We start from the raw sequence: 21,485 nt of genomic DNA, 5'->3' as shown, positions 1-21,485 counted from the left end.
AAAAATTCTCTTCGATTATTTTAAATTTTCTTTCGTAAATGCCGCAATTTCCTGAGCAGCCTCTTTTGCTTCTTTTAAGACAGCGCCCATGTGCATAAAGCCATGAACCATTTCTTTATAAACAACCGTCTTCACCTGAATTCCGGAAGCTTTCATCTGCTCTGCCAATTGCTGACTTTCATCCCGTAACGGATCATGTTCAGCCAATAAAACAAAAGTTGGCGGCGTATTTTTAAAATCTTTAATTAATAAGGGAACGGCTAATGGATTTTGATGATAGGAAGTGTTGTCCAGATACCAATTCCAGGCTCTTATTCCCTCTTCTTTATTGATAATCGGTCCATTTTCATAGTCTTTCCATGATGCTGTTTGAAATGTATTGTCTGCTGCGGGATAAATCAGTACCTGAAATTTCAGTTTTTCACCTAATTGAGTTGAAACTCCTGTCGCTAAAGCTCCTCCGGCACTGTCGCCAATGATTCCGATCTTATTTTTGTCTAAATGAAGTTGTTCTGCATTATTAATGATCCATTCCGTGGCCAATTGAGCATCATTAAAACCTGCAGGAAAAGGATATTCAGGAGCCAGACGATAATCAACAAAAATGACAGCAGAACCTGTTGCATTTGCCAATTGACGAACGATAGCATCATGAGTTTCAAAACTTCCGGAAATAAACCAACCGCCATGAAGATAAACGATGGCTGATGATTTTTCACTTTCAATTTCGTTAGGTCTGTAAATTCGGATAGGAATTTCGTGGTCGTTTTGAGGAATATTAAATTCTTCGATCATTCTTACCGCTTCTTTTTTTCCACCAAGCTGAACAGCCATCGTTTCATAGCCTTTTCGGCTCATATCTAAAATATCTTTACCATCAAAAACATGGATTTGCTGTAGGTTTTCAAGAATTTTGGCTATTTCTGGATTTAACTGAATTGTATTCATTTTTTTATTATTTATCGTATTGCAGGAAATCAATCCTGACAGGAGCATTATTCCGACGAGTTTTTTCATGGAGTCTTTAAAGTTTGATGCAAAATTAAATAGAAGTCTTACATTTGCACAGTACGCAGCTAATTGTATGGTACGAACAAATTTGTAAGTAATGGGAAAAAGAAAGGAAAATTCGACGAATAGCATTAATGAACAATATATTACAGAGTGCGATCTTACCTATGCCGTTTGCAAAATCGGAGGAAGATGGAAACTATTGATATTGTGTAAATTAGAATATGGAAAACTGCGTTTCAGTGAACTTCGAAAATGTATCAACGGAATTACAGAAAGAATGCTTACGCTTCAACTTCGTGAATTAGAAAAGGAAGGGCTGGTAAAAAGAACCGTTTATGCAGAAGTTCCGCCAAGAGTCCATTATGAAATGACAGAAATTGCTAATGAACTGATCCCAATATGGAAACAATTGAGCAAATGGGGAAATAAACACAGAAGTTTAGTTCAGGAAGAAAGTCTTGTTGAAGACTAAGGAAATAATGATTTTTAACCACAAAAGCATTTATACATTAATTATTTTAAGTAAACTTTTGTGGTTAAAAATTAAAAATATTATTGAGCAGCATTTACTTTTTTGCAGAATAATAAATGGGCAATTAAGGCTAAAACACCCATCGTAGCGCCTACTGTACAAACGCCCGCCCATTGTGCCTGTTGCCATGCCAAAGAGGCCGTCCAGGTTCCCAAGGATCCACCGATGAAATACGAAACCATATACACGGTGTTCAATCGGTTTACAGCATTGGATTTAATCATGAAATAATTTGTCTGATTCATAATATGGCTGGATTGTACGCCTAAATCGACAAGAACAACCCCAACAATCAGCCCCCAATAGGTTTCTCCGGCAAAATAGGTAAATGCCCAGCTTCCCAAAACGATCAGTAAAGAATAAAAAATAATTCGGTTGATATCAAAATATTTCTGAAGTTTGCCCACTTTTGCAGCAGCTAATGCTCCAACAGCTCCTGCCAATCCGAAACTGCCAACTACGGAAGCTCCCGCATTGAAAGGAGGTTTTTCCATATGAAATACCAAGGTGGTGAACAAAGCGCACATTGATCCGAAAGCCATTGCACCTCGGAAAGAAGCCAATTGTAAAACGGGCTGAGTTCTCGCTAAATTTGCTACAGAACGCATCAATTCTTTATAAGTTCCTTTAAAATTAGGATGAATTTCAGGCAACATCTTATAAACGGCAAGCCAGACAACGATCATTAATCCGGCAGCAATTCCAAACATGGCTCTCCATCCCCAAATTTCGCCTACAATTCCGCCCACGAAACGGGACAAAAGAATCCCCAGCAACAATCCTGACATTACCAGTCCTATATTTCCAGATCTTTCTTCATCCGATGAAAGTTCGGCCGCAATAGGAACAAATAACTGCGGAATAACAGAGGTCGTCCCAATCAGCAGACTGGCAACATAGAGCATCCACAATTCGGTAGCGAAAGTCATCCACAATAATGAACCAAAAACTAGCAATAAATCAATAAGAATCAGTTTTTTACGGAGAAACTTATCTCCCAAAGGTACAATCAGCAATAATCCGGCGGCATATCCCAACTGGGTTAAAACTGAAATTTTTCCTGCAGCGCTTTCGGTGATAGCTAAATCTTTAGAAATAAGTCCTAGCAAAGGCTGGTTATAATAATTATTGGCCACAACCAATCCGGAAATAATCGACATAAGCCAAATAACGGTACGTGAAATACGAGGGGTAGAATCAATCTGCATGTATACCTGAAAGTTTTAATTGAACGACGAAATTACTATAAATATTAAGATTTTCAGATTAAGTTTCATTAAATAAATCGATGGAAGATTTAGATAGTAATGTGAATTTGGATGATGAAAATAATTTGTAATTATTTTTAAATTAGTTAAAATTCTTCATTGATTACTTTTTATAGAAAGTCTTTAATTTCTTAGCTAAAAGTTTCTCCGCTCCCACAACAACCGGTCGTTTTTCGGCATCTAATGAAGCGATGGAAATTGTTGAATCAAGCTCCGGAAGGTAAATGACATCTGTTCCCAAACCACCGCCGTGATTATACGCCATCATATCTCCTACTTTTATTTTTCGGATTCCCAAACAGTAATTGATCTCAAGATTGGGTGGAACATCGGTGTATATTAGTTTTAAAATTTCAGGATTTTTAATCACTTTTCCGTTGAATAATAATTGAAAATATTTTGCCATTTCATCAACATTAGAAGCCATTCCGCCGCCGCCATACAAATCCCAGGAAGGGTTTAAATCTTTAATTTCCCAATGGTGGCCGCTCCAAAACTGATTCACCAAAGGCAAACTATTTTTCGGCTTATTTTCCAACTGAACAAACCAAGTGTTTTTCAAACCTAATTTTTTATAATCTAAAAGTTCGCGAACAGCTTTATAGAAAGGTTTTCCTGTTTTTATCTCAATAATTTCAGAAAGCACAACATAATTGATATCAGCATATCTGAAAACCGTTCCCGGTTCTCCTACTTTCGGCTGTTTTGAAGCCAAAGCAATCTGCTCATCTCTTGTCCAATTATACTTTTTATGTTCATCAATAAATTTAAAATAATCCTCCGTTACGTAATCATTGATACCCGAAGTATGAGATAAAAGATGTTTCAGATTAATTTTATCCAAATTATAACCGTTCCCAGAAAGTGCTTTGACTGTTTTTTCGCTTAGTAAATTTTTAACAGGTTCATCTATATTCAGTTTATTTTGTTCAATTAACTGAAGAATGGTTGATGAAATGTAAGGTTTTGTATTACTGGCTATCAAAAGTGGTTGTTGCGGATCGATCTTTGAAGAATTATTGTTTCCGTTGTGACCAACTGCATAGCTCCAGGAAATTTTCTGAGCTGGCGATTCTATATGAACAATCATCCCAAGCGTTTCAGGATTGACTTTATAGGCAGAATCCATGATTTTCTGAAAAGCAGCTTCCCGATTCTGAGCAAAAGAATGAAAACTAAAAACCGCCGTAGCAACAAGTGAAAATAATAAGCGCATACAATATTTACTATAATACAAAAATAAGATTTTTCATAGCTGAATAATAGTTAAAATGCTGACAATACTTGTATAAATGAAGACATTTTAATCAATTATAATGAAGAAGATACACTTTTTTAAGTTTAAAACCTGTTTAAACTAACTTTGAATTTAACCGCAAAAGAAGCAAAAGACTTTATTCGGTTTTTTAAAAGCATTTCAAAAGTCTGCAAAACAAAAATATTTGATTTCTTTTTACTTATATGCTCTTTTTTATACTTAGCTACCCAACTTAAAATAACTAGAGTGCAAAAATATTTTGGTTCTTTTGTGGTAAAAAAGTTTAAATAAGCTTTAAATAAAAGATCACTTATTTATTTTTTTAACACTTTAAAATTTTCTTTTGGTCACATATTTGAATGGTAATTAGAAATCAAAATTTTGATTTTAAATAATTTCTTACACCAAATAACTTAAAATATAATATTATGTCAACAGAAAATCTTAATCACGTTGAAGCGATTCAAAAAATTAAAGAATTATCGGAAAAAGCAAAAATCTGTATGTTTTGTACAGAGCTCGATACAATTCCGGTCAACTCGCGTCCGATGGGCTTACAGGAAACTGATGATGAAGGAAATCTTTGGTTTATCAGCAGTGAAGCCAGCAACAAAAATTTTGAAATAAAAGAAGACAAAAGAGTTCAGCTTTTCTTTATGAACAACAGCGATTCTCAATACCTTTCGGTGTATGGAGATGCCTCTATTTATAAGGATAAATCTACCATTGAAGACAAATGGTCGCCAATGGCCAATGCATGGTTTGATGGAAAAGATGACCCCAATGTTTCTATTATTCGTGTGGAACCGAAGGAAACCTATTATTGGGATACAAAAGCCGGAAAACTAGTAAGTTTATTCAGTTTTGTGGCTGCCGCGATTACCGGTAAAAAGACCGATAATTCGGATGGCGTGGAAGGAAACGCCACCGTTTAACAGCAAGTTTATTTATTATATAAGAAAAAGTCGCCTCAGCTATTGAGACGGCTTTTTCAAATTTAAATCTAGTATTTTATTGGTGAATTGTGAATTTTGCTAAAGCAAATGAATTGTTAATTCACCATTCTTTATTTCAAATATTTCTGTTTTAAAATAGCAATTTCATTCGGTCCCATTCCTATTTCAACCTGAAAGAAATTTTCTACACTTCCGTATTTTTTATTGATCGCAGCGAAGAAATTTCTGATCAGTTCCGGACGTAATTCCATTTGTTGTTTAATTTCTGCTTCACTCATTCCAGCCATTTTAGACAATCCCGAATACATATTTTTCATCGTTGGATTTTTAGCTAAATAATAGTTGGAAGCCACATAATCATTTTCAATCACATCCTGCGGAACGCCTAATATTTTTAAGAATAATGCTGAAGCCATTCCTGTTCTGTCGCGACCTCCCGTGCAATGATATAAAAGCGCTTCGTTGGGTTGCATTGTCAGTAATTTCACAAATAAAGGTCTGTATCTTTCACCGAAATAAGGCAATCCACCTTCGCCATACATATCAAAAAGGAAATTTTTATCCTTCAAAAATTTCACCATATCCTGAGCATTCGGAAGATTGTTGCTTCCCGCCGGGCATAGAAGATAGTTTGTATTTTGCGGCAATCTGTCCGGAGCTTTTTTCGCTTCTTCAATTCCCCTGAAATCTACCACCGTCGTGATTTTCTTATCCTGAAAAGTTTTTAAATCCTTATCAGAAAGCTTATCAATAGCGTCACTTCTGAAAACCTTCCCCAACATTACTTCTTTGCCGTCTGCTGTTTTATAGCCTCCCGTATCTCTGAAATTGTAGGCTCCTTCCATTTTTACCACTCTGCGAATACTGTCTTTAATTTGCGCATTTGCTGTTGCTCCAAAAGCAATAATTGCTGCTGTTAATACTAATTTTTTCATGTTTACATTTTAAAATATTTGCCAACGAACGCCCATTTGTCCTCTGCTGCCGTACCATTCATTAGAAGTGATCCTCTGTTTGTTATCACCCATATACAGTCTCAGACTTTCGTTGCTTAAGTTGTTTAATTCAATAAATAATTTCACTTTTTTGCTGATGTCATAGCTTGCGGAGAAATCGATGGTGAAATTTTTGTCAGACCAGATATAATAATCCGGACCTAAACTTTGGTTGATGGTTTCCACCGATTTTCCACGATAATTTCCGGCCAGACGAATCATCACTTTGTTGCTTTCGTAATACAGAATCGCATTGAATAAATTTCTGGATTGATTCGGAAGCGCTGTTTTATCAAAATGAATAACTCCATTTTTATCCGTTCTCGGAACTTCCACTTTTGAATCGATGAATGTATAATTAAATTCAACTCCGAAACCGTTCCAGAAGCCTGGCAAGAAATCTAGTCTTTTATTAATTCCTATTTCAAAACCGAATAATTTAGAATCCTGAAGATTTTTAGGCTGAGAAACCATATAATCTGTTCCGCCCACATTCATCATCGAAGTGTCTGAAAATACAATATCTGAGATTTTTTTGTAGAAAACTCCACCAGAAAGAATTCCGATATTATTGAAGTAATACTCTCCCATCAAATCTAAATTATGGCTGAAAGTAGGCTTCAGATCAGGATTTCCTCTTGTAATTCTCATCGGGTTTGTGGTATTATCTATCGTAGAACCCGGCGACATATCTCCGAAATTCGGTCTAATGAATGATTTTGTATAGGCAAATCTCACGCTCGCTTTTGGCGAAAAATTATAACGCAAATGCAACATCGGAAGAAAAGCGTTGTAGTTACTTTCGACCACAGACGGCGTAATGACGCTTGAGCTTCCTTCTTTGGTAGATTTTGCTCCTTTTAGTGTTAGTCTCGTCGTTTCATTTCTAAAACCTCCTACGATTTTAAATTTATCGCTGGCTTTAATTTCTGCCATTGCATAAGTTGCAAAAACCGATTCTTCACCTGTGTAAACACTTGTGGCATTGGCTTCAGCACTTGAATAATCTTTAAAACCATTTTCCTGAAGAAACGCAGGAGAAAACATCTGGAATAATTGATCCTTCGTTGGCGGATTCATCACATATTGATCAAAATTACCATTCATTCCGCCTAAAAATGCTGTTCCTTTCGGTGGTTCAGAAGTTGAAAGCTGAGAAAGATTTAACAATGATGAAGTCGTGGGAATAAAAACAGCATTGTAACCATAAGTGCTATTTCTGTCTTTTTCTCTGTATTTTGCGCCAATTTTCAATGTAATATTTGAATTAACATCATATTTTAAATTAACTCTTGCGATTTTATCCCTTTCATTATTATCCAATTTTGCAATGACCAATTGAGAAAGCAATAACTTATCTGCGCTCATTACTTCGTTCGGATTGGCTGTATCGGAGGTATAATCCATATATTCTCCGCCAATTCCGTTTGGTGAATCAAATCCCCAATAGCGTTTTCCATCATTGGAAAGATTGGTAAATCCGCCTGTTATTTTTTGTCTGAAAGTCGCTATTGGAAGCCCTTTTATTTCATTAGTTGGCGGCGTATCCAGGAAATATTTTGCCTGATAATCGCTTAACATCCAATCAATATTCAGTTTTGGAGTGATGCTGTGTTCCCCGCCTAACTCCATTCCGTATAATTCCGTTTGATAATGAGAATATCTGAAATTGTACTGATAACGATTGTTGGTATAATCTACATACGATTCGTAAACTGGACGAATATCATCAAATTTATTAAACATTCCTCTGAAATAGAACTTGTTATTGGCATTTAATTTATATTCCAGACCGCCATTCAGACCAATTGTTCGTCTCGTTCCCATATACCTTTTCATCATCACCGAGTTGATCGATTTCTTCTGAACATCATTTTCAGCACCTGTATTATACGTCACATCAAAAGCATCTGCGCCCCATTGTCTGTCCCAAATCGCACCCGATAAGATAACGCCTAATTTATTTTTGAAAAAGCGATCGCCATATACGATAGAACCGTTGTACGTCGCATTATGAGAGAAATTATTATACCCTCCTGCTCCACTTACGCTTAATGTTTTCTTTGCCGGCGCCGTTCTTGTGATGAAATTGATGCTTCCGCCAATCGCATCGCCATCCATATCAGGCGTTACCGCTTTTGAAACCTGTACAAACTGAATCAATTCAGAAGGAACAACATCCAAAACGAAAGATCTGTTTCCTAAAACGTTGGCACTAGGAAGTCGGTTTCCGTTGAATAAAGCGGAAGTCCATGCAAAAGGAGTTCCTCGCACCGTTGCCTGATCTGCTTCCCCATGATACCTTGCCACCGCAACACCCTGAACTCTCTGTACAGCTTCTGCGGCGTTTCTATCCGGAAGTTTACCAATCGCATCGGCGGCGATAACTTCCATAATCGCGTTATTATTTTTCTTGATTTCGTACGCTTTCGCCTGAGTTAGTGCATTAGGTCGCGCAATCACAACCTCCTGAATATCGCTTACCTTATCTTTTACTTTTTTGTCTTCAGGATTTATTGTGAGGTAGCCCAGATCATTCGTTCCTTCTTTAATGGTTACAGGGAAAATTTTCGTCTCATAGCCGATATATTCAACTTTTACATTAATCTCGCCTAACTTTGGAGATAATAAATTAAAATCTCCATCTAAAGACGAAACAGATTTCGCATCAGCATCTACAATCGAAATATTAGCTCCAGGAAGCGCTCCGTTTGTTTTTCCAACCACAGTTCCTTTGATGGTTTGTGCATGAATGGTTCCAAAAGAAGCCAACAGAAAAAAAGCAGATATCTGTATAATCCTCGACTTCTGATTTGAAAAACCAATAGAATTATTCATAGGAATTTTTTTTATGGTAAAATTGGGCAGATCCGCACTTCAATTCGTCCTGTGAAAAAAATCATAAATCCAAACGTGTCACTCGTTGGTTTGATACCTTCAAATAATTGATTATTAACAAATTAAACCATTTTAACTATTTATTATTTATCTATTAACCAAATATTAATTTCATTATTAAATTTTTAATAGATATATAATAAGATTGAGAAGGTATAAGTGATGGTTTTGTATTTATTTTGTATAAACCTAAGGGAAAATGCAATATATCGTTATTATTGGGGCTTTTCAGGCAATTGTTGCGCTTTGGCTTTTGCAGGTCAGAGAGAAAAAAGCCACTTCAAATTACCTTTTCATGTTTCTGCTTTCGGCGATTGCTGTGCATCTGATTATAAAGTTTGTGATCTTCAATTTTATACCTGATGAAAGTATCAGACAGCAAATGAATACGTTTATTTCTATCTGTTACGGTCCGTTGATCTATTTATACACTTTAAGCAAAACAAAAAAAAAATTTTCTCTGGCGAAAAAATGGTTTCTTTTTATTCCGCTTTTTGTATTAATGATTGCTTATTTTACGGTTTCCTGTGTTTTTATGGTTCTTAATCGGGTGGATCAAAGATTGCTTGATATTTACAATAATTTCAGTCTGTATTCTATTTTTACCGTTAATTTATATTATCCTTTAAAAGCTATTTTAATTTCTAACAAAAACAGAATCAATAATTTAGAATTATCAGAATACGACGTCATTACAAGAATTTCTTATTGTATTCTTTTTATGGAATTAATGGTAGTTGTTTCTAAAGTTTTACTTCAGATTTATCCCGAACATTTACAGATCATCAATGTTTCAATGAGATGTCTTGCCTATTTTATTTTATTGATTATCTGCTTATTAATTATTAGAAAAAGTTTCTCAACGGAAGTAAATCATTTAGAACCAATTGATTCAAATCTTGATCATCAAATTGATATTGCTAAAGAATCTTCAGTTTTAAATACCATCGATTATGAAGTAAAATTCAATGATTTATGGTTGAAAATGGATGATTCTGTACAAAAAGAAGAACTTTTCAGAAATTGTGATCTTACTTTGGATGAGCTGGCTTTGAAAACATCCATCAATAAATATCAAATCAGCGAAATGCTGAACGGTTACAAACATAAACCATTTTATCGCTACATCAACGAATATCGTATCGAATATTTCAAAAAAATGGTAGAAAAAGCCATTGAAAAGAATGAAAATATTAATTTTTTATCTTTTGCTTACGAAGCGGGTTTTAAGTCTAAATCCTCTTTTAATCGGTATTTTAAAGAAATTATCGGTAAAACTCCTTCTGAATATTATAAAGGTTTGATAAAAGAACATCAAAAGAATAGTTTTGAAAATATTTCAGAACAGAAATTTGAATTAAGCTAATTTTTTTTGATGCAAAGTTTTAATTTAGATATAACAAATATTCAAGTGAGCAAAGAAGAATCAACAAGTTGATTTGAAAAAGCGTATTATATTTCCAAGCTTCGCGAGGCAAATTCATTTGCTTTTGTATTCTAAAAATCAAAAGAAAGCCATAAAATCTTTGCGTTATAATTTTAAATAACCTCTAAAAAAGAAATAAAAAAGCAGTGAAAAATTTTCACTGCTGTTGTCAAATTACCATTTATTAAGTCCAAGTAACTTTTTCCCCAATTCCGAAAGCTCTGCAATCGGGTAATTTTTCTCTCGCTGTAAAGGATCTCCCGGAAATCCGTCACCATCCGGACAAATTCTGTCATGCCAGGAATTCAGCCTCCATTGGCGAAGCTCATCATTATCTTCATCCGCCGGAACCATTGAAATATATTGAGCAACTCTCACTTTATCGCTATTATTTGCCCGAATTCCGTGAGGTTCTGAACTGTTGAAAATCAATAAATCGCCGGCTTCCATTTTCACTTTTGTTGGTGTAAAACCTGTGGTATCAGGAATAAATCTGTTTCTATCTTCTGGCTGCGACAATTTCCAGGTATCATATTCTCTGAAAAGCTCAGGAATACATTGGAAACCACCCATGTTTTCATCCGTCTGATCTGCCAACGCCAAAACACCCTGTACATATTGAGGTTTCGTCTCGGGATCGTAATCCCAATGGATAAAACCTTTATACTCAAATCCCGGACGAATCGGGAAGTTCAGATTAGCTCTGTCGATACTTACCCAAAGATTTTCGGTTCCCCAAATATCTGCAAAAGCCTGATGAACTCTGGGCGCCTGACGGTTTTCCCATAAAATCGGAGTATTGTAAACTTCCACCATTCCGGCATTATTCAGCTCTTTCATTTTATGGGCCGTTTGAGGTGTTGTATACCAGGTTTCTTTATCATTTGCCTTTTTACCTTCGTAATCCCATAAAAATTCTGCACTTTTTGCAGCCTGCTCTTTTGAGATTGCATTTTTAATGACGATATATCCGTTTTCAATCCAGAATTTCCAGTCTTCTTCCGACAAAACTCTCAGCGGTTCGTTATTTTTTCTTTTAAAAAGCTGAGGATTATTCTTCGTTAAAGTTGAGGGATTTCCCGGGTCTGCCTGTTTCCCTCCCATCATATTCATCATTGGTGCTGTTTCTACTGTTTTTTCCATGATCTCTGTATTTTAATTTGTTAATGAAGCAAAGTTGTGCAATAAACTTTTGGGTGAATTTATCGTAAATGCTAAATTCTTGCTCTCCATTGACTTTTTTTTAGTTAATTTGTTCTTAAAATGAAAAACACACAACAAGATGAAAATTGAAAAAGAACAAATTCCTTTTGATAAAGGACAATCGTTTAAAATTCATACCCCCTGTTTCCGGAATTATTTTTTCTGGCATTATCACCCTGAAATCGAGTTGGTTTATGTGGAAGCGATCAACGGAATCAGCCATGTCGGGAAACATATTTCAGGCTTTGTGGGAAGTTATTTGGTATTAATTGGTCCCAATATTCCTCACCTTAATTTTGATTACGGAATTGAAACTGAATATAAACAAATCGTTGTTCAGCTTCATGAAAATTTCCCTGAAAATACGATCGTTTCCACTCCTGAGTTTGAAAATATTAAAAATTTGCTGGAGCGCGCCCATCTTGGGTTTTCATTTCACGGAAAAACAAAGGAAAAAGCCGTTGAAAAACTCAAAGCAATACAGGAAATGAAATCTTTCGATCGATTACTAGGATTGATTGATATTTTAAATATTCTCGCCGATTCGAATGAATTTGAACAATTAAATAATGAAGATACAAGAGTAAAATTTTTCCTGAATGATAAAGTACGAATGGGAACCGTTTATAATTATATTCATGAAAATTATGATAAAAATCCTGATGTAAATAGTGTAGCAGAGATGGTTCACCTCAGTACGTCTGCCTTTTGTCGTTATTTTAAAAAGCAGACGAATATGACGTTTACCGATTTTGTGAATCAATACAGAATCAATCAGGCAAAAACCTTGTTACTGTGCGATGTAAGCGTCGCAGAAATTGCTTACAATGTTGGTTTTGAAAGCATTTCTTACTTCAATAAACTGTTTAAAAATCTTGTGGGAGAAACGCCAACGGAGTTTAAAAAGAAGAATATGATGAACAAAAATGATGTGTAAGACTTTTAGAAAATAGACGAATAGATCATAGACTTTTATTTTACTTATCTATTCTCTATCCGTCTATCATCTTGAAGTCTGATATTGAGAGCAAGGTGTTATTCCACTTCAAAAATTGCCTGGATTTCCACAGAAGAATTCACAGGAATAGAAGATGCTCCCAGCGTTCCTCTGGCATGTTTTCCTTTCTCACCAAAAACATCCACCACCAAATCTGAAGCACTGTTCATCAATCCTGCATGATTGGTATAATCGTCTTTTGTATTGAAAATTCCTGTCAGTTGAACGCACTGCTTTACTTTACTTAAATCTCCGTTAACGGCATCGTTTAAAACCGCTAAAACATTTAACATCGTCAATTTTGTAGCATCTTTTACCTGTTGTTCATTCACATCTACACCTAATTTTCCACCGTTGAAAATTTTTCCGTCTTTTAATGCAACTTGGTTAATAAAAATAAGATTTCCTGAACGTACAAAAGGTTTGTAATTTCCCGCAGGTTTTGGAACTTGCGGCAAAACAATGTTTTTTTCTTTTAAAATTTGATTAAAATCCGCAGGTTTTTCAATTATTGCGACTTCTTTTTTTGCAAAAGTTCCTTTTAATACCAATGCTACTTTAGCGAAATTTTTTCCCTGAAGTTGAGCTAAATTTCGTTCGTCTTTTGTTGGTCTTTCAACATCTTTTAAAGAAGCCATCGTCGTTGTTCCCAACACCGTATTTCCTTGCGGAATAGATTTATTAATGCCTTCATTACCACGAATTCCATTGGAAACCAACACCATTCCGTGAACGGCTAGACTATTCCAGAAAGACTGTAATGCCAATTCTTTTCCTGCGCCGCTTCCCGCTGACATGAAAACCGTTGCAGGCATTCCTTCTAAAGAATGATTCGTCCAAAGATCAACTGTTTTAGATAAAAATTCACTCATTCCGGTACTGATATTTCCGAAATATACCGGCGAGCCGAATGCAATTCCGTCATAATAAGATAATTCATTCACATTCGCCACCGGAATATTTTTAAGTTTTTGATTTTGAGATTCTTTTACAAGCTTTACAACAGCAGTTGCCTTATTTTCGCTTTCAATTCCTTTGGCAATTTCTTTTGCCATTTCGTAGGTTCCTCCGTTATCTGAATGGATAAGAACCAATACTTTAGCTTTATTTTGTGCCATAACGTTAGTGTTATTTAATAATAAAATTAAGATAAAAAGTGGAAATAGTTTTCTCATTTCGATGAAGTATAAAATTTATTTTACAAAATTAGTAATGACGTTTTTATTAAATTTGCCAAAAATGCTATGCAAAACGACAAAGTAAAATGCGGATTAATCGAAAAAACAAACAGCCAATATATCGATATGATCGAAAAAGAGGCTTATGTTTGGTATGAAAAAAACTGGAAACATGATGATTATGAGCATTCACACAATCGTTCGCAACTTACTTTTGTAGAAGAAGGCTATCAGTATTTTCATATCGATCAGAAAATATATTTGGTTCCGCAAAATCATGTAATCTGGATTCCATCAGGAAAATCACACCGAATTACTTCGGAAGCGCAAACGGTAAATCTTATGGTTTTTCTATTTAAAACGGTTTTTGATGAAGATTTTTATCAGCAGGTTCATGTTTTTGCGGTTCCGTCAGTTTTGAAAGAAATGTTGCTGTACGCTTCAAAATGGACCCAATCTTTAATTGAAGATGAAGAACAGGATTTATTTTTTAAAGCCATTTTAAAGAGTTTGCCTAATTTCTGTAAGGAAAGCAATAATCTTGAAATTCCGGTTCCGAAAGATGAAAGATTAATTCCCGTTTGTAATGAGATCAATACGCATTTTAAATACAATTTAGATGTTGATTCTTTAGCTGAAAAAGCGCAAATGTCGGTAAGAAGTTTACAACGAATTTTTAAAAATGAGACCGGAATTACGCTTCAGAAATATCATCAATTGGTCAGAATTTTAAAAAGTATCGAACTAATTGATACGAAACAATTCACTTTAAGTCAGATAGCATATTCTGTTGGTTACCAAAGCTTATCTGCTTTCACCTCATCTTATTATGGAATCATGAAATCTAAGCCGAAGATTAATAAAAAACAAAAAGCCTGATAGATTATACCAGACTTTAATAATATTTTTGAATTACAATTTTTCTATTTTAAAAACCATAAAGAACCATTCTTAGTTTTAATTTTATCCAATTTTCCCTGAGAAAAAAGTTCATTTAAAACTTTCTCACTTTCGGATCTTTCGGTTCCCGATAATTCTGAAAATTCTCTTGCTGTTAAAGATTTATATTTTGAAAATAAGGATTCCCAGCTTTTTGGATATTCGTATTTAACAAGGTTATTATCAATCTTTTTAATAGTGCTTTCATACAAATCATAAGGCTTTGTTCCGTAGATTTTATCTTTTATTTCTCCGTTTTGAACAAAAAATAACGTAGGAAAACCTCTGACACCATATTCCCTTGCCAGCTGCAGATCTTCCTCGAATAATTGTTTTGCCTTGCCTTCAAAATCATTTTTTAATTGATCGATATTTAAATTTGCTCTTTCGGCAGCCTCTGAAATATATTCCCATTTCGCAATATTTTTCTTCTTTAAAAATAGCAATTCTCTTAATTCACGTAAAAAAACCATCGCTTTTGCTTTGTCCTGCAATTGTGCCGCTTTGAACGCAATCGATGAAGGATAAGAAGAATTCAACGGATCTTCCAACCATACATCGCCATCAATCGGCATATCATAATATTCGCTCACCTCATCCCAATGATGCGCCACATCAGAAGGTTTGCTGATTCCTCCACTGTTATAGCTCCAATCCGGAAGAAGTCCGCCCATATGATATTCAATTTCAACATCTTTTGAATATTCAAGTTTTAATTTTCTTAATTGAGGCTCAATTCCCCAACATGATGAACAAATAGGATCAGTAAAGTAAATAATTTTCACTTTCTCGCTCGCTATATCAATCGCTATATTTTCTGCATTTTCCACTTCAGGCATTTCGCACATTCCTGTTTCAACATCGCATAAAAGCGGATTGGTCGTTTTTAATTTGTCTGTCATTACTTTCTCTTTTTTTGTTTGTCCATCACAATTTTGAATGGCTGTCATCAGAACTATTAAACTGAAAATCAATTTAAATACACTCATTTTTAGATTTAAAATTCTTTAGCAAAAATAAAGCTGTAAATTAAGAAAATCACCATCAGTTTCTTTCGGGAAACTACTTTCCAGTTGGAAACCAAAGTCTGATTTTGTATTTTTGAACAAGTTTTAAAACCCATGAAAAAAGAACCCCTTTATAATTCTACCATGCTTTGCAAAGCGAGAATTAATGCCATTAAAGATGCGATGGAAATACTTTCCGGAAAATGGAAATTCCATATTCTTGGAACGTTGATGCAAGGCGGAAAGATGCGTTTTATGGATCTTATTCGCGAGGTAGATGGCATTGCCTCAAAAATGCTTTCCAAAGAGCTTCAGGATATGGAAATGAATCATCTGATTTCACGAACTGTTTTGAATACCAAACCTGTAACGGTGGAATATGAAATCACAGAATACGGAAAAACGCTGGAACCTATCATCGATGAAATTGCAAAATGGGGCATTGAATACAGAAAATCGCTCTACCAATAATTAAATCTCAAATTTGGTCAGCTCTCCATTTTTATAGCAATAAAATTCATACGCAGGATCATTCTGAAGCGTGAAAACCTTTTCCAGATGAATTTTATCGTACAAAGGTTGTAAAGAATCATATTTCTGTTTAAGACGGGAAGGCAGCTCATCCGGTTGTATTGGTCTTTCCACTTCAAAACCGTCATCGAAGGCAAATTCTATCACAAAATCGGTGTTTCGCCATGAAATAACAGATTCTGATTCGCTGCTTTGATGAGTGGTTGAAAATGAAATTTTATCCTGCTGAATAATTTTATCGGAAGTTCCTACCAAAAGCATAATTCCGGAAATTACCATCGCGCCATACCCTATTTTTTTAAACAAAAATTCACTTAAATACGGAAGGATATATTTTACGGTATATGAAGAAATAATCGTTGCCACTGCAATCGCTAATCCCAACCAAAGCGCTGGTTTTGAGTAAAGTCCCAGCGAAATATAAATAATGAGTTTAATTAAATGTAAAAACACTTCATTAATGGCTCTTGTCGCCACAATTTCTTCTTTCTTTAAGCCAAATCTTAAATAAAAACGATTAAACAGCAAACCGATTGCACCTGTAATACCTGAAATAAATCCAGCGCAAAATCCTATGATAATCAATAAAAATTTAGGATAAGGTTTTTGATCGTCGGGTTCTTTCTTTTTAGATTTAAATAATTCAGGAACATTGGCGATAAGGAAAAAGCCGACAATCAGCTGAAGGTAATTGGGATTGACAAATTTAATCAGCCAAGCTCCCAATAAAACCGCCGGAATAGAAAAAGGAACAAACCAAAAGAAAATTTGCCACTTGATATGTTTTTTGAAAACTGCAATTCGGGAAACAGAGCTCGTAAAGGTTCCTATTGTTAAGGAAAAAGGAACTACCGAACCCGGAAGCAGTAAATTTAAAATAGGGATTAAAATAAGGCTCGCACCGCCTCCGCAGATCGCGCTGATCCAAAAGGCGAAAATGGTTCCTAAGAAAAGTATGATGATATTGAATGCCATGATGTTTTATTTAAAATTTTTTCACAAACCCAATTCCTGCGTTTCCTTTTTGATAGTAAGGCATAAGCATGGTTTGAGATTTTTGTTTTTTACCGCCCAGAAGCGTGTTTATTTTAGGATAAAGCCAATAAGCAAGTTCGGTTGATAGAATTCCGAAGCCAGCGCCACCAACTACATCACCAAACCAGTGTTTGTCATTTAACATTCTGTAAATTCCTGTGAAAACAGCAAATGAATATCCTGAAATTCCAAGAAGAAAATTAGTGTCTTTATATTCCCTGAACATAAACTGTGCAGACGCAAAGGCAATGGCGGTATGCCCGGAAGGAAAAGACAGATTGTCAGACTGATCCGGTCTTTCCTCTTTCGCCATATGCTTCAACGGAACGACGATAGCTGAAGTGATTAACATGGATGTTCCGTAGATAATCGTTCGATCACGGAAATTATGTTTTCCTTCAACACCTAATGCATTCAGTCCATAAACCAAAGCTGCCGGTGCGAACTGTGTATAATTATCCAGTTTAATATGATCTGGCCGATGCTCGTTGATTTCGGTTCTTGTGGAAAAATTAAGCTCTTTAAGGCTGTTTATACTTAAACTCGCCGCTCCATATGTGATAAAAGCAGCAGGAACAATCAGTTTTTTATAATTAAACTGATGGGATTTGTCTTCCGAATGTATTGCTGCAACAACCGGTTCCTGTTGAATACTATCAACTGTCAAGCTATCTTGAGCATAATTTTTTTGAAAGCCAACAACAATCAGTGTCAAGCTTAGAAATAAACCTTTCATAAGTGAATTCTGTCTCTTTTATATTAATTACTGACACAAAATTCAGACTCAATTTTGAAGAAATTTTGAATTTTAGAAGGTGATAGTAAAAAAATGAAGATTATTTTCGAAATGATAACTTATTTTCCAGTGTTGTCGATTACAGATTTCTTTGATAATGGCCAATCCCAAACCGCTTCCATTGCTGTCTGTAGAAGATTTGGAGAAACGTTTAAAAAGGTTTTCGCCGGACAAGGAAGATTTTCCTGAATTGGAAATTTCTAACCTATTTTTGGTCAGCTTTATATGCACTTCACCACTTATCGGAGTATGACGAATGGTATTTACAAACAGATTGTTAAGAAGAGTTTCCGTTAAATTTTTATTTCCGAACACTTTCACCTCATCCTGAATATTTTGTTGAAGACTCATATCTTTCTGCTCAAAATGTTCTTTGAAAACATCAATACTTTGGCTCAACATTTCATTGAGAAAAAGATTCTCATCCTGAGCAAATTGCTGATTTTCAATTTTAGCTAATAAGAGAAGGTTTTTATTAATTCTGGAGCTTCTGGTTAACGTTTTATTCAGTTCTTCAATAATTTTATATTGCCTTTCCGTAATATCCTCATCCTGAAGAAGTAGATCCAGCTTGTTCTGAAGAATAGCCAACGGCGTCTGCAATTCATGAGAGGCATTTTCTGTGAATTCTTTCTGGGTTTTATATACCGAAATATTATGATCGATCAGTTTAGACAAAGCAAGATTAAGTTCTTCAAATTCTTTAATATCTGTTTTATCAAAAGAAATATTCGCCTGATCGTTAAGATTAAATGATTTTAATTTATTCAGCGTATCATTAAACGGCTGCCAGACTGTATTCGACAATCTTCTGTTTAAAGCCAACAAACCAACAACCATGATCAGAAATAAAAATATGGTGGTAATCGCCAGACTGATCACTGTTTCTTTAGTCTCTTCTACATTCGTCTCTATCGTGAAAAGATAAGGCTGTTTATGAATGTAAACTACCGTTTTCAGACATCTAAACCGTTCCGGCTCTTTATCATTAACATTTATTTTTCTTTCAACGGTGTATTTTTTGTCGGATTTTAACGTATTAAAAGGAATTTTCTGAATATCTGTTCCATGTTGAATTTTGTTCCAAAGGGCAATACTTTTTTCCAGTTCGATATCGGAAGAACTTAATTTATTTAATTCAAAAGCAGATTTCTCGGCAATTAATTCGTTATGTTCATCCAATTCACTCAACCAAATAGTATCAACTACCACGTAATACACGGGAATACTTACGGCAAAAACAATAAGCACATAAATAAGAAACGGTTTGGTGGTTTTGGTTAAAAGATTCTTCATATCATTAATTTGAAACCCATTTATAGCCCGTTCCGTACACTGTTTTCAAATAATTATCATATCCTGCATCGCTCAGTTTTTTCTTTAAATTTTTAATATGAGCGTATACAAAATCATGATTATCCAACATATCTGCAAAATCTCCTGAAAGATGTTCTGCCAGTGCGCTTTTAGAGATCACTTTATTTTTGTTTCCGAGAAAATATAAAAGAAGATCGAATTCTTTTTTGGTCAGAATAACAGGACTATTTTTCACCAAAACAGTCTTTGAAAGAAGATCAACTTGTAATTCATTCTGAATAATAACATTCGTGCTGCTGAATTGTTTTCTCCTGATCACGGAATAAATCCTCGCAGAAAGTTCAGATAAATGAAAAGGTTTGGTTAAATAATCATCCGCCCCGATCTGAAGTCCTCTGATTTTATCATCCAAGGCATTTTTAGCAGAAATAATAATCACCCCATCCTGTTTATTTTCTTTCTTTAGCTCTTCCAGAATCTTCATTCCGTTTCCGTCGGGCAAAGAAATATCGAGTAAAATACAGTCATAGGTAAAGCTTTTGATCTTGTCAAAAGCCTCATGAAAGGTTGTTGCAAACTCGCAAAGATAATTTTCCTCAGAAAGATATTCTGCAATGCTTTTTGCCAGCTCGGGTTCGTCTTCTATGATCAGAATTTTCATTCAGCTAATTTAAAGATTCAATTTTGAAGAAATTTTGAATTAAAATTACAGAATATTATGAAAGCTTGATTTTTTTTAATGTAAAGTTTTAATTTAAATATTCAAATGAGCAAAGATGAATCATTAAATTTTTATAATTAACTGATCCAAAAAAATAAGGCATATTGCTATGCCTTATTCTATGTTTTTAACCGTTAATAATCAATCCGCCATTGGGATGCAGCACCTGCCCTGTAATCTGCGCTGCATCGTCACTCGCGAGAAATAAAAAGCTGGTTGCTATTTCTTCCGGAGTGGCATTTCTTTCAAATGGCGGTTTATTGGGATCATCTTTTTCTTCACCAAAAGTATCTTCGGTTAGTGGCGTAGCTACAGGTCCCGGAGCCACAGCATTTACACGAATTCCTTTAGGTTTTGCCTGAAGAGCCAGTGAGCGTGTAAAAGAAACAATGGCCCCTTTTGTCGCTGAATAATCCAGCAATTCGGGATGTCCCTGATAAGCGGTGGCTGAAGTGGTATTAATGATGCTTCCGCCCTGTTTTAAATAAGGAAAAACAACTTTCGTCAGTAAAATCATTCCGATGATATTAGAATCAAAGGTTTTTCTGATGTTTTCTTCTTCCAGATTTTCAATATTGTCTGAAGGAAACTGTGTTCCCGCATTATTGATTAAAATATCAATTCCGCCAAATTGATCTGCCACTTTTTCCGCGGTTTGTTCACAAAATTCATAATCATTAATATCTCCAGCGAAAATAATACACTTTCGGCCCAACAAAAGAATTTCATTTTTTGTCTTCTCAGCGCTTTCGTCATCTTCATGATAAATAATGGCAATATCTGCTCCTTCTTTTGCAAAAAGTAAAGCGGTAGCCTTTCCTATTCCGCTGTCTGCACCGGTGATAAGAACTGATTTATTAATTAATTTTAAATTCATCGTGTTTCGTTTTATTTTACCGTTACCAGTTTACCGATCTCGCTTTTAAAACAGCCCAAAATAAATTCCGTATAATATAATTGAGCATTTAAAGCCTGCGTTTTAGGATGTAATTCTAATTTTTTAGTAAGAATAATTTCTCCTTTATACGCAAAAGAAAAATACGCAAATATTCGATACGCCGAATTTCGGATGGGTGTGCAATATCCTGTAGTGGAAATCGACCAGTCTGAATCATAAAGCTTCGCAATTTGTAATGCCATGGTCTCAGCAATATTCTCTGAAACACAGTCGCAGTCTTCTGCTTCTTTTTGATCTACATTCAGGAGTCTTACCTTTTCGGGCAGCGTGTAAGCCGTCATTCCGCCTTTATAAAAAAATGAAGCATTCGGCATTTGTGAAAAAGCCAGTTGCAGGCATCCTGAAGTTACGCTTTCCACTACCGAAATAGTTTCTCCTGTGGTGATAAGCATCTGACTGATATATTCTAGAAGGTTTTTTTGAAATTCCATAGCATTACATTTTGAAGTGATATAT

20 protein-coding genes are annotated in these 21,485 nt (G+C 35.0%); 6 read left to right on the top strand and 14 right to left on the bottom strand.

Annotated features, from left to right (window positions below):
- Positions 1–15: 15 nt before the first annotated feature.
- Positions 16–948 carry an alpha/beta hydrolase gene (locus VUJ46_RS03035; RefSeq protein ID WP_326983536.1) on the bottom strand — a complete coding sequence of 311 codons (933 nt, stop codon included), beginning with the start codon at positions 946–948 and terminating at the stop codon, positions 16–18.
- A gap of 160 nt (positions 949–1,108) precedes the next feature.
- Here VUJ46_RS03035 and VUJ46_RS03030 point away from each other — a divergent pair, with 160 nt between their 5' ends.
- Complete coding sequence (locus VUJ46_RS03030; RefSeq protein WP_326983535.1) at positions 1,109–1,486, top strand: winged helix-turn-helix transcriptional regulator; 378 nt, start codon at positions 1,109–1,111, stop codon at positions 1,484–1,486.
- Between the two features lie 80 nt (positions 1,487–1,566).
- Here VUJ46_RS03030 and VUJ46_RS03025 read toward each other — a convergent pair whose 3' ends face one another.
- The gene (locus VUJ46_RS03025; protein ID WP_326983534.1) at positions 1,567–2,754 is read right to left on the bottom strand and encodes an MFS transporter; all 1,188 of its coding nucleotides are present in this window, start codon (positions 2,752–2,754) and stop codon (positions 1,567–1,569) included.
- A 163-nt stretch (positions 2,755–2,917) separates the two neighbouring features.
- The gene (locus VUJ46_RS03020; protein ID WP_326983533.1) at positions 2,918–4,030 is read right to left on the bottom strand and encodes a serine hydrolase domain-containing protein; all 1,113 of its coding nucleotides are present in this window, start codon (positions 4,028–4,030) and stop codon (positions 2,918–2,920) included.
- 470 nt (positions 4,031–4,500) lie between these two features.
- Here VUJ46_RS03020 and VUJ46_RS03015 point away from each other — a divergent pair, with 470 nt between their 5' ends.
- Positions 4,501–5,007 (top strand): pyridoxamine 5'-phosphate oxidase family protein, encoded by a 507-nt coding sequence (locus tag VUJ46_RS03015; RefSeq protein ID WP_326983532.1) that lies wholly within the window; start codon positions 4,501–4,503, stop codon positions 5,005–5,007.
- 131 nt (positions 5,008–5,138) lie between these two features.
- On the opposite strand, the gene VUJ46_RS03010 is transcribed toward VUJ46_RS03015, so the two are convergent.
- On the bottom strand, positions 5,139–5,963 hold the full coding sequence (locus tag VUJ46_RS03010) for a tyrosine-protein phosphatase (protein WP_326983531.1): 825 nt from the start codon (positions 5,961–5,963) through the stop codon (positions 5,139–5,141).
- Between the two features lie 9 nt (positions 5,964–5,972).
- Positions 5,973–8,861 carry a TonB-dependent receptor gene (locus tag VUJ46_RS03005; protein ID WP_326983530.1) on the bottom strand — a complete coding sequence of 963 codons (2,889 nt, stop codon included), beginning with the start codon at positions 8,859–8,861 and terminating at the stop codon, positions 5,973–5,975.
- A 259-nt stretch (positions 8,862–9,120) separates the two neighbouring features.
- Between VUJ46_RS03005 and VUJ46_RS03000 the strand changes: the two genes are divergently transcribed.
- A complete protein-coding gene (locus tag VUJ46_RS03000) occupies positions 9,121–10,287 on the top strand; it encodes a helix-turn-helix domain-containing protein (protein ID WP_326983529.1) in 1,167 nt (388 codons plus the stop codon).
- Between the two features lie 234 nt (positions 10,288–10,521).
- Here VUJ46_RS03000 and VUJ46_RS02995 read toward each other — a convergent pair whose 3' ends face one another.
- Positions 10,522–11,490: a phytanoyl-CoA dioxygenase family protein gene (locus tag VUJ46_RS02995; RefSeq protein WP_326983528.1), complete on the bottom strand. Its 969-nt coding sequence runs from the start codon at positions 11,488–11,490 to the stop codon at positions 10,522–10,524.
- A 139-nt stretch (positions 11,491–11,629) separates the two neighbouring features.
- Here VUJ46_RS02995 and VUJ46_RS02990 point away from each other — a divergent pair, with 139 nt between their 5' ends.
- Entirely contained in the window at positions 11,630–12,487 is an 858-nt protein-coding gene (locus VUJ46_RS02990; RefSeq protein WP_326983527.1) for an AraC family transcriptional regulator, read from the top strand.
- A 98-nt stretch (positions 12,488–12,585) separates the two neighbouring features.
- Here the strand turns inward: VUJ46_RS02990 and VUJ46_RS02985 are convergent, their stop codons facing one another.
- Positions 12,586–13,722, bottom strand: a complete 1,137-nt coding sequence (locus tag VUJ46_RS02985; RefSeq protein ID WP_326983526.1) for an Atu1372/SO_1960 family protein — start codon at positions 13,720–13,722, stop codon at positions 12,586–12,588.
- A gap of 69 nt (positions 13,723–13,791) precedes the next feature.
- On the opposite strand from VUJ46_RS02985, the gene VUJ46_RS02980 reads away from it, so the two are divergent.
- Positions 13,792–14,604, top strand: a complete 813-nt coding sequence (locus tag VUJ46_RS02980) for an AraC family transcriptional regulator (protein ID WP_326983525.1) — start codon at positions 13,792–13,794, stop codon at positions 14,602–14,604.
- 44 nt (positions 14,605–14,648) lie between these two features.
- On the opposite strand, the gene VUJ46_RS02975 is transcribed toward VUJ46_RS02980, so the two are convergent.
- The gene (locus tag VUJ46_RS02975) at positions 14,649–15,566 is read right to left on the bottom strand and encodes a DsbA family protein (RefSeq protein ID WP_326983524.1); all 918 of its coding nucleotides are present in this window, start codon (positions 15,564–15,566) and stop codon (positions 14,649–14,651) included.
- A gap of 219 nt (positions 15,567–15,785) precedes the next feature.
- On the opposite strand from VUJ46_RS02975, the gene VUJ46_RS02970 reads away from it, so the two are divergent.
- On the top strand, positions 15,786–16,142 hold the full coding sequence (locus VUJ46_RS02970; RefSeq protein WP_326983523.1) for a winged helix-turn-helix transcriptional regulator: 357 nt from the start codon (positions 15,786–15,788) through the stop codon (positions 16,140–16,142).
- On the opposite strand, the gene VUJ46_RS02965 is transcribed toward VUJ46_RS02970, so the two are convergent.
- The 6 genes from VUJ46_RS02965 to VUJ46_RS02940 form a co-directional block, all read right to left on the bottom strand.
- A complete protein-coding gene (locus VUJ46_RS02965) occupies positions 16,143–17,177 on the bottom strand; it encodes a sulfite exporter TauE/SafE family protein (protein ID WP_326983522.1) in 1,035 nt (344 codons plus the stop codon). It abuts the gene before it with no gap.
- A 10-nt stretch (positions 17,178–17,187) separates the two neighbouring features.
- Complete coding sequence (locus VUJ46_RS02960) at positions 17,188–17,973, bottom strand: phosphatase PAP2 family protein (RefSeq protein ID WP_326983521.1); 786 nt, start codon at positions 17,971–17,973, stop codon at positions 17,188–17,190.
- Positions 17,974–18,045: 72 nt separating this feature from the next.
- The gene (gene porY / locus VUJ46_RS02955; protein WP_326983520.1) at positions 18,046–19,329 is read right to left on the bottom strand and encodes a sensor histidine kinase; all 1,284 of its coding nucleotides are present in this window, start codon (positions 19,327–19,329) and stop codon (positions 18,046–18,048) included.
- Between the two features lie 4 nt (positions 19,330–19,333).
- On the bottom strand, positions 19,334–20,011 hold the full coding sequence (locus tag VUJ46_RS02950; RefSeq protein WP_326983519.1) for a response regulator transcription factor: 678 nt from the start codon (positions 20,009–20,011) through the stop codon (positions 19,334–19,336).
- 187 nt (positions 20,012–20,198) lie between these two features.
- Positions 20,199–20,948 carry an SDR family oxidoreductase gene (locus tag VUJ46_RS02945; protein WP_326983518.1) on the bottom strand — a complete coding sequence of 250 codons (750 nt, stop codon included), beginning with the start codon at positions 20,946–20,948 and terminating at the stop codon, positions 20,199–20,201.
- A gap of 11 nt (positions 20,949–20,959) precedes the next feature.
- Complete coding sequence (locus VUJ46_RS02940) at positions 20,960–21,460, bottom strand: CinA family protein (protein ID WP_326983517.1); 501 nt, start codon at positions 21,458–21,460, stop codon at positions 20,960–20,962.
- Positions 21,461–21,485: the final 25 nt, after the last annotated feature.

The organism is Chryseobacterium sp. MYb264 (assembly GCF_035974275.1).
Classification (GTDB): domain Bacteria; phylum Bacteroidota; class Bacteroidia; order Flavobacteriales; family Weeksellaceae; genus Chryseobacterium.
This window is presented reverse-complemented; position numbering and strand designations above follow the sequence as displayed.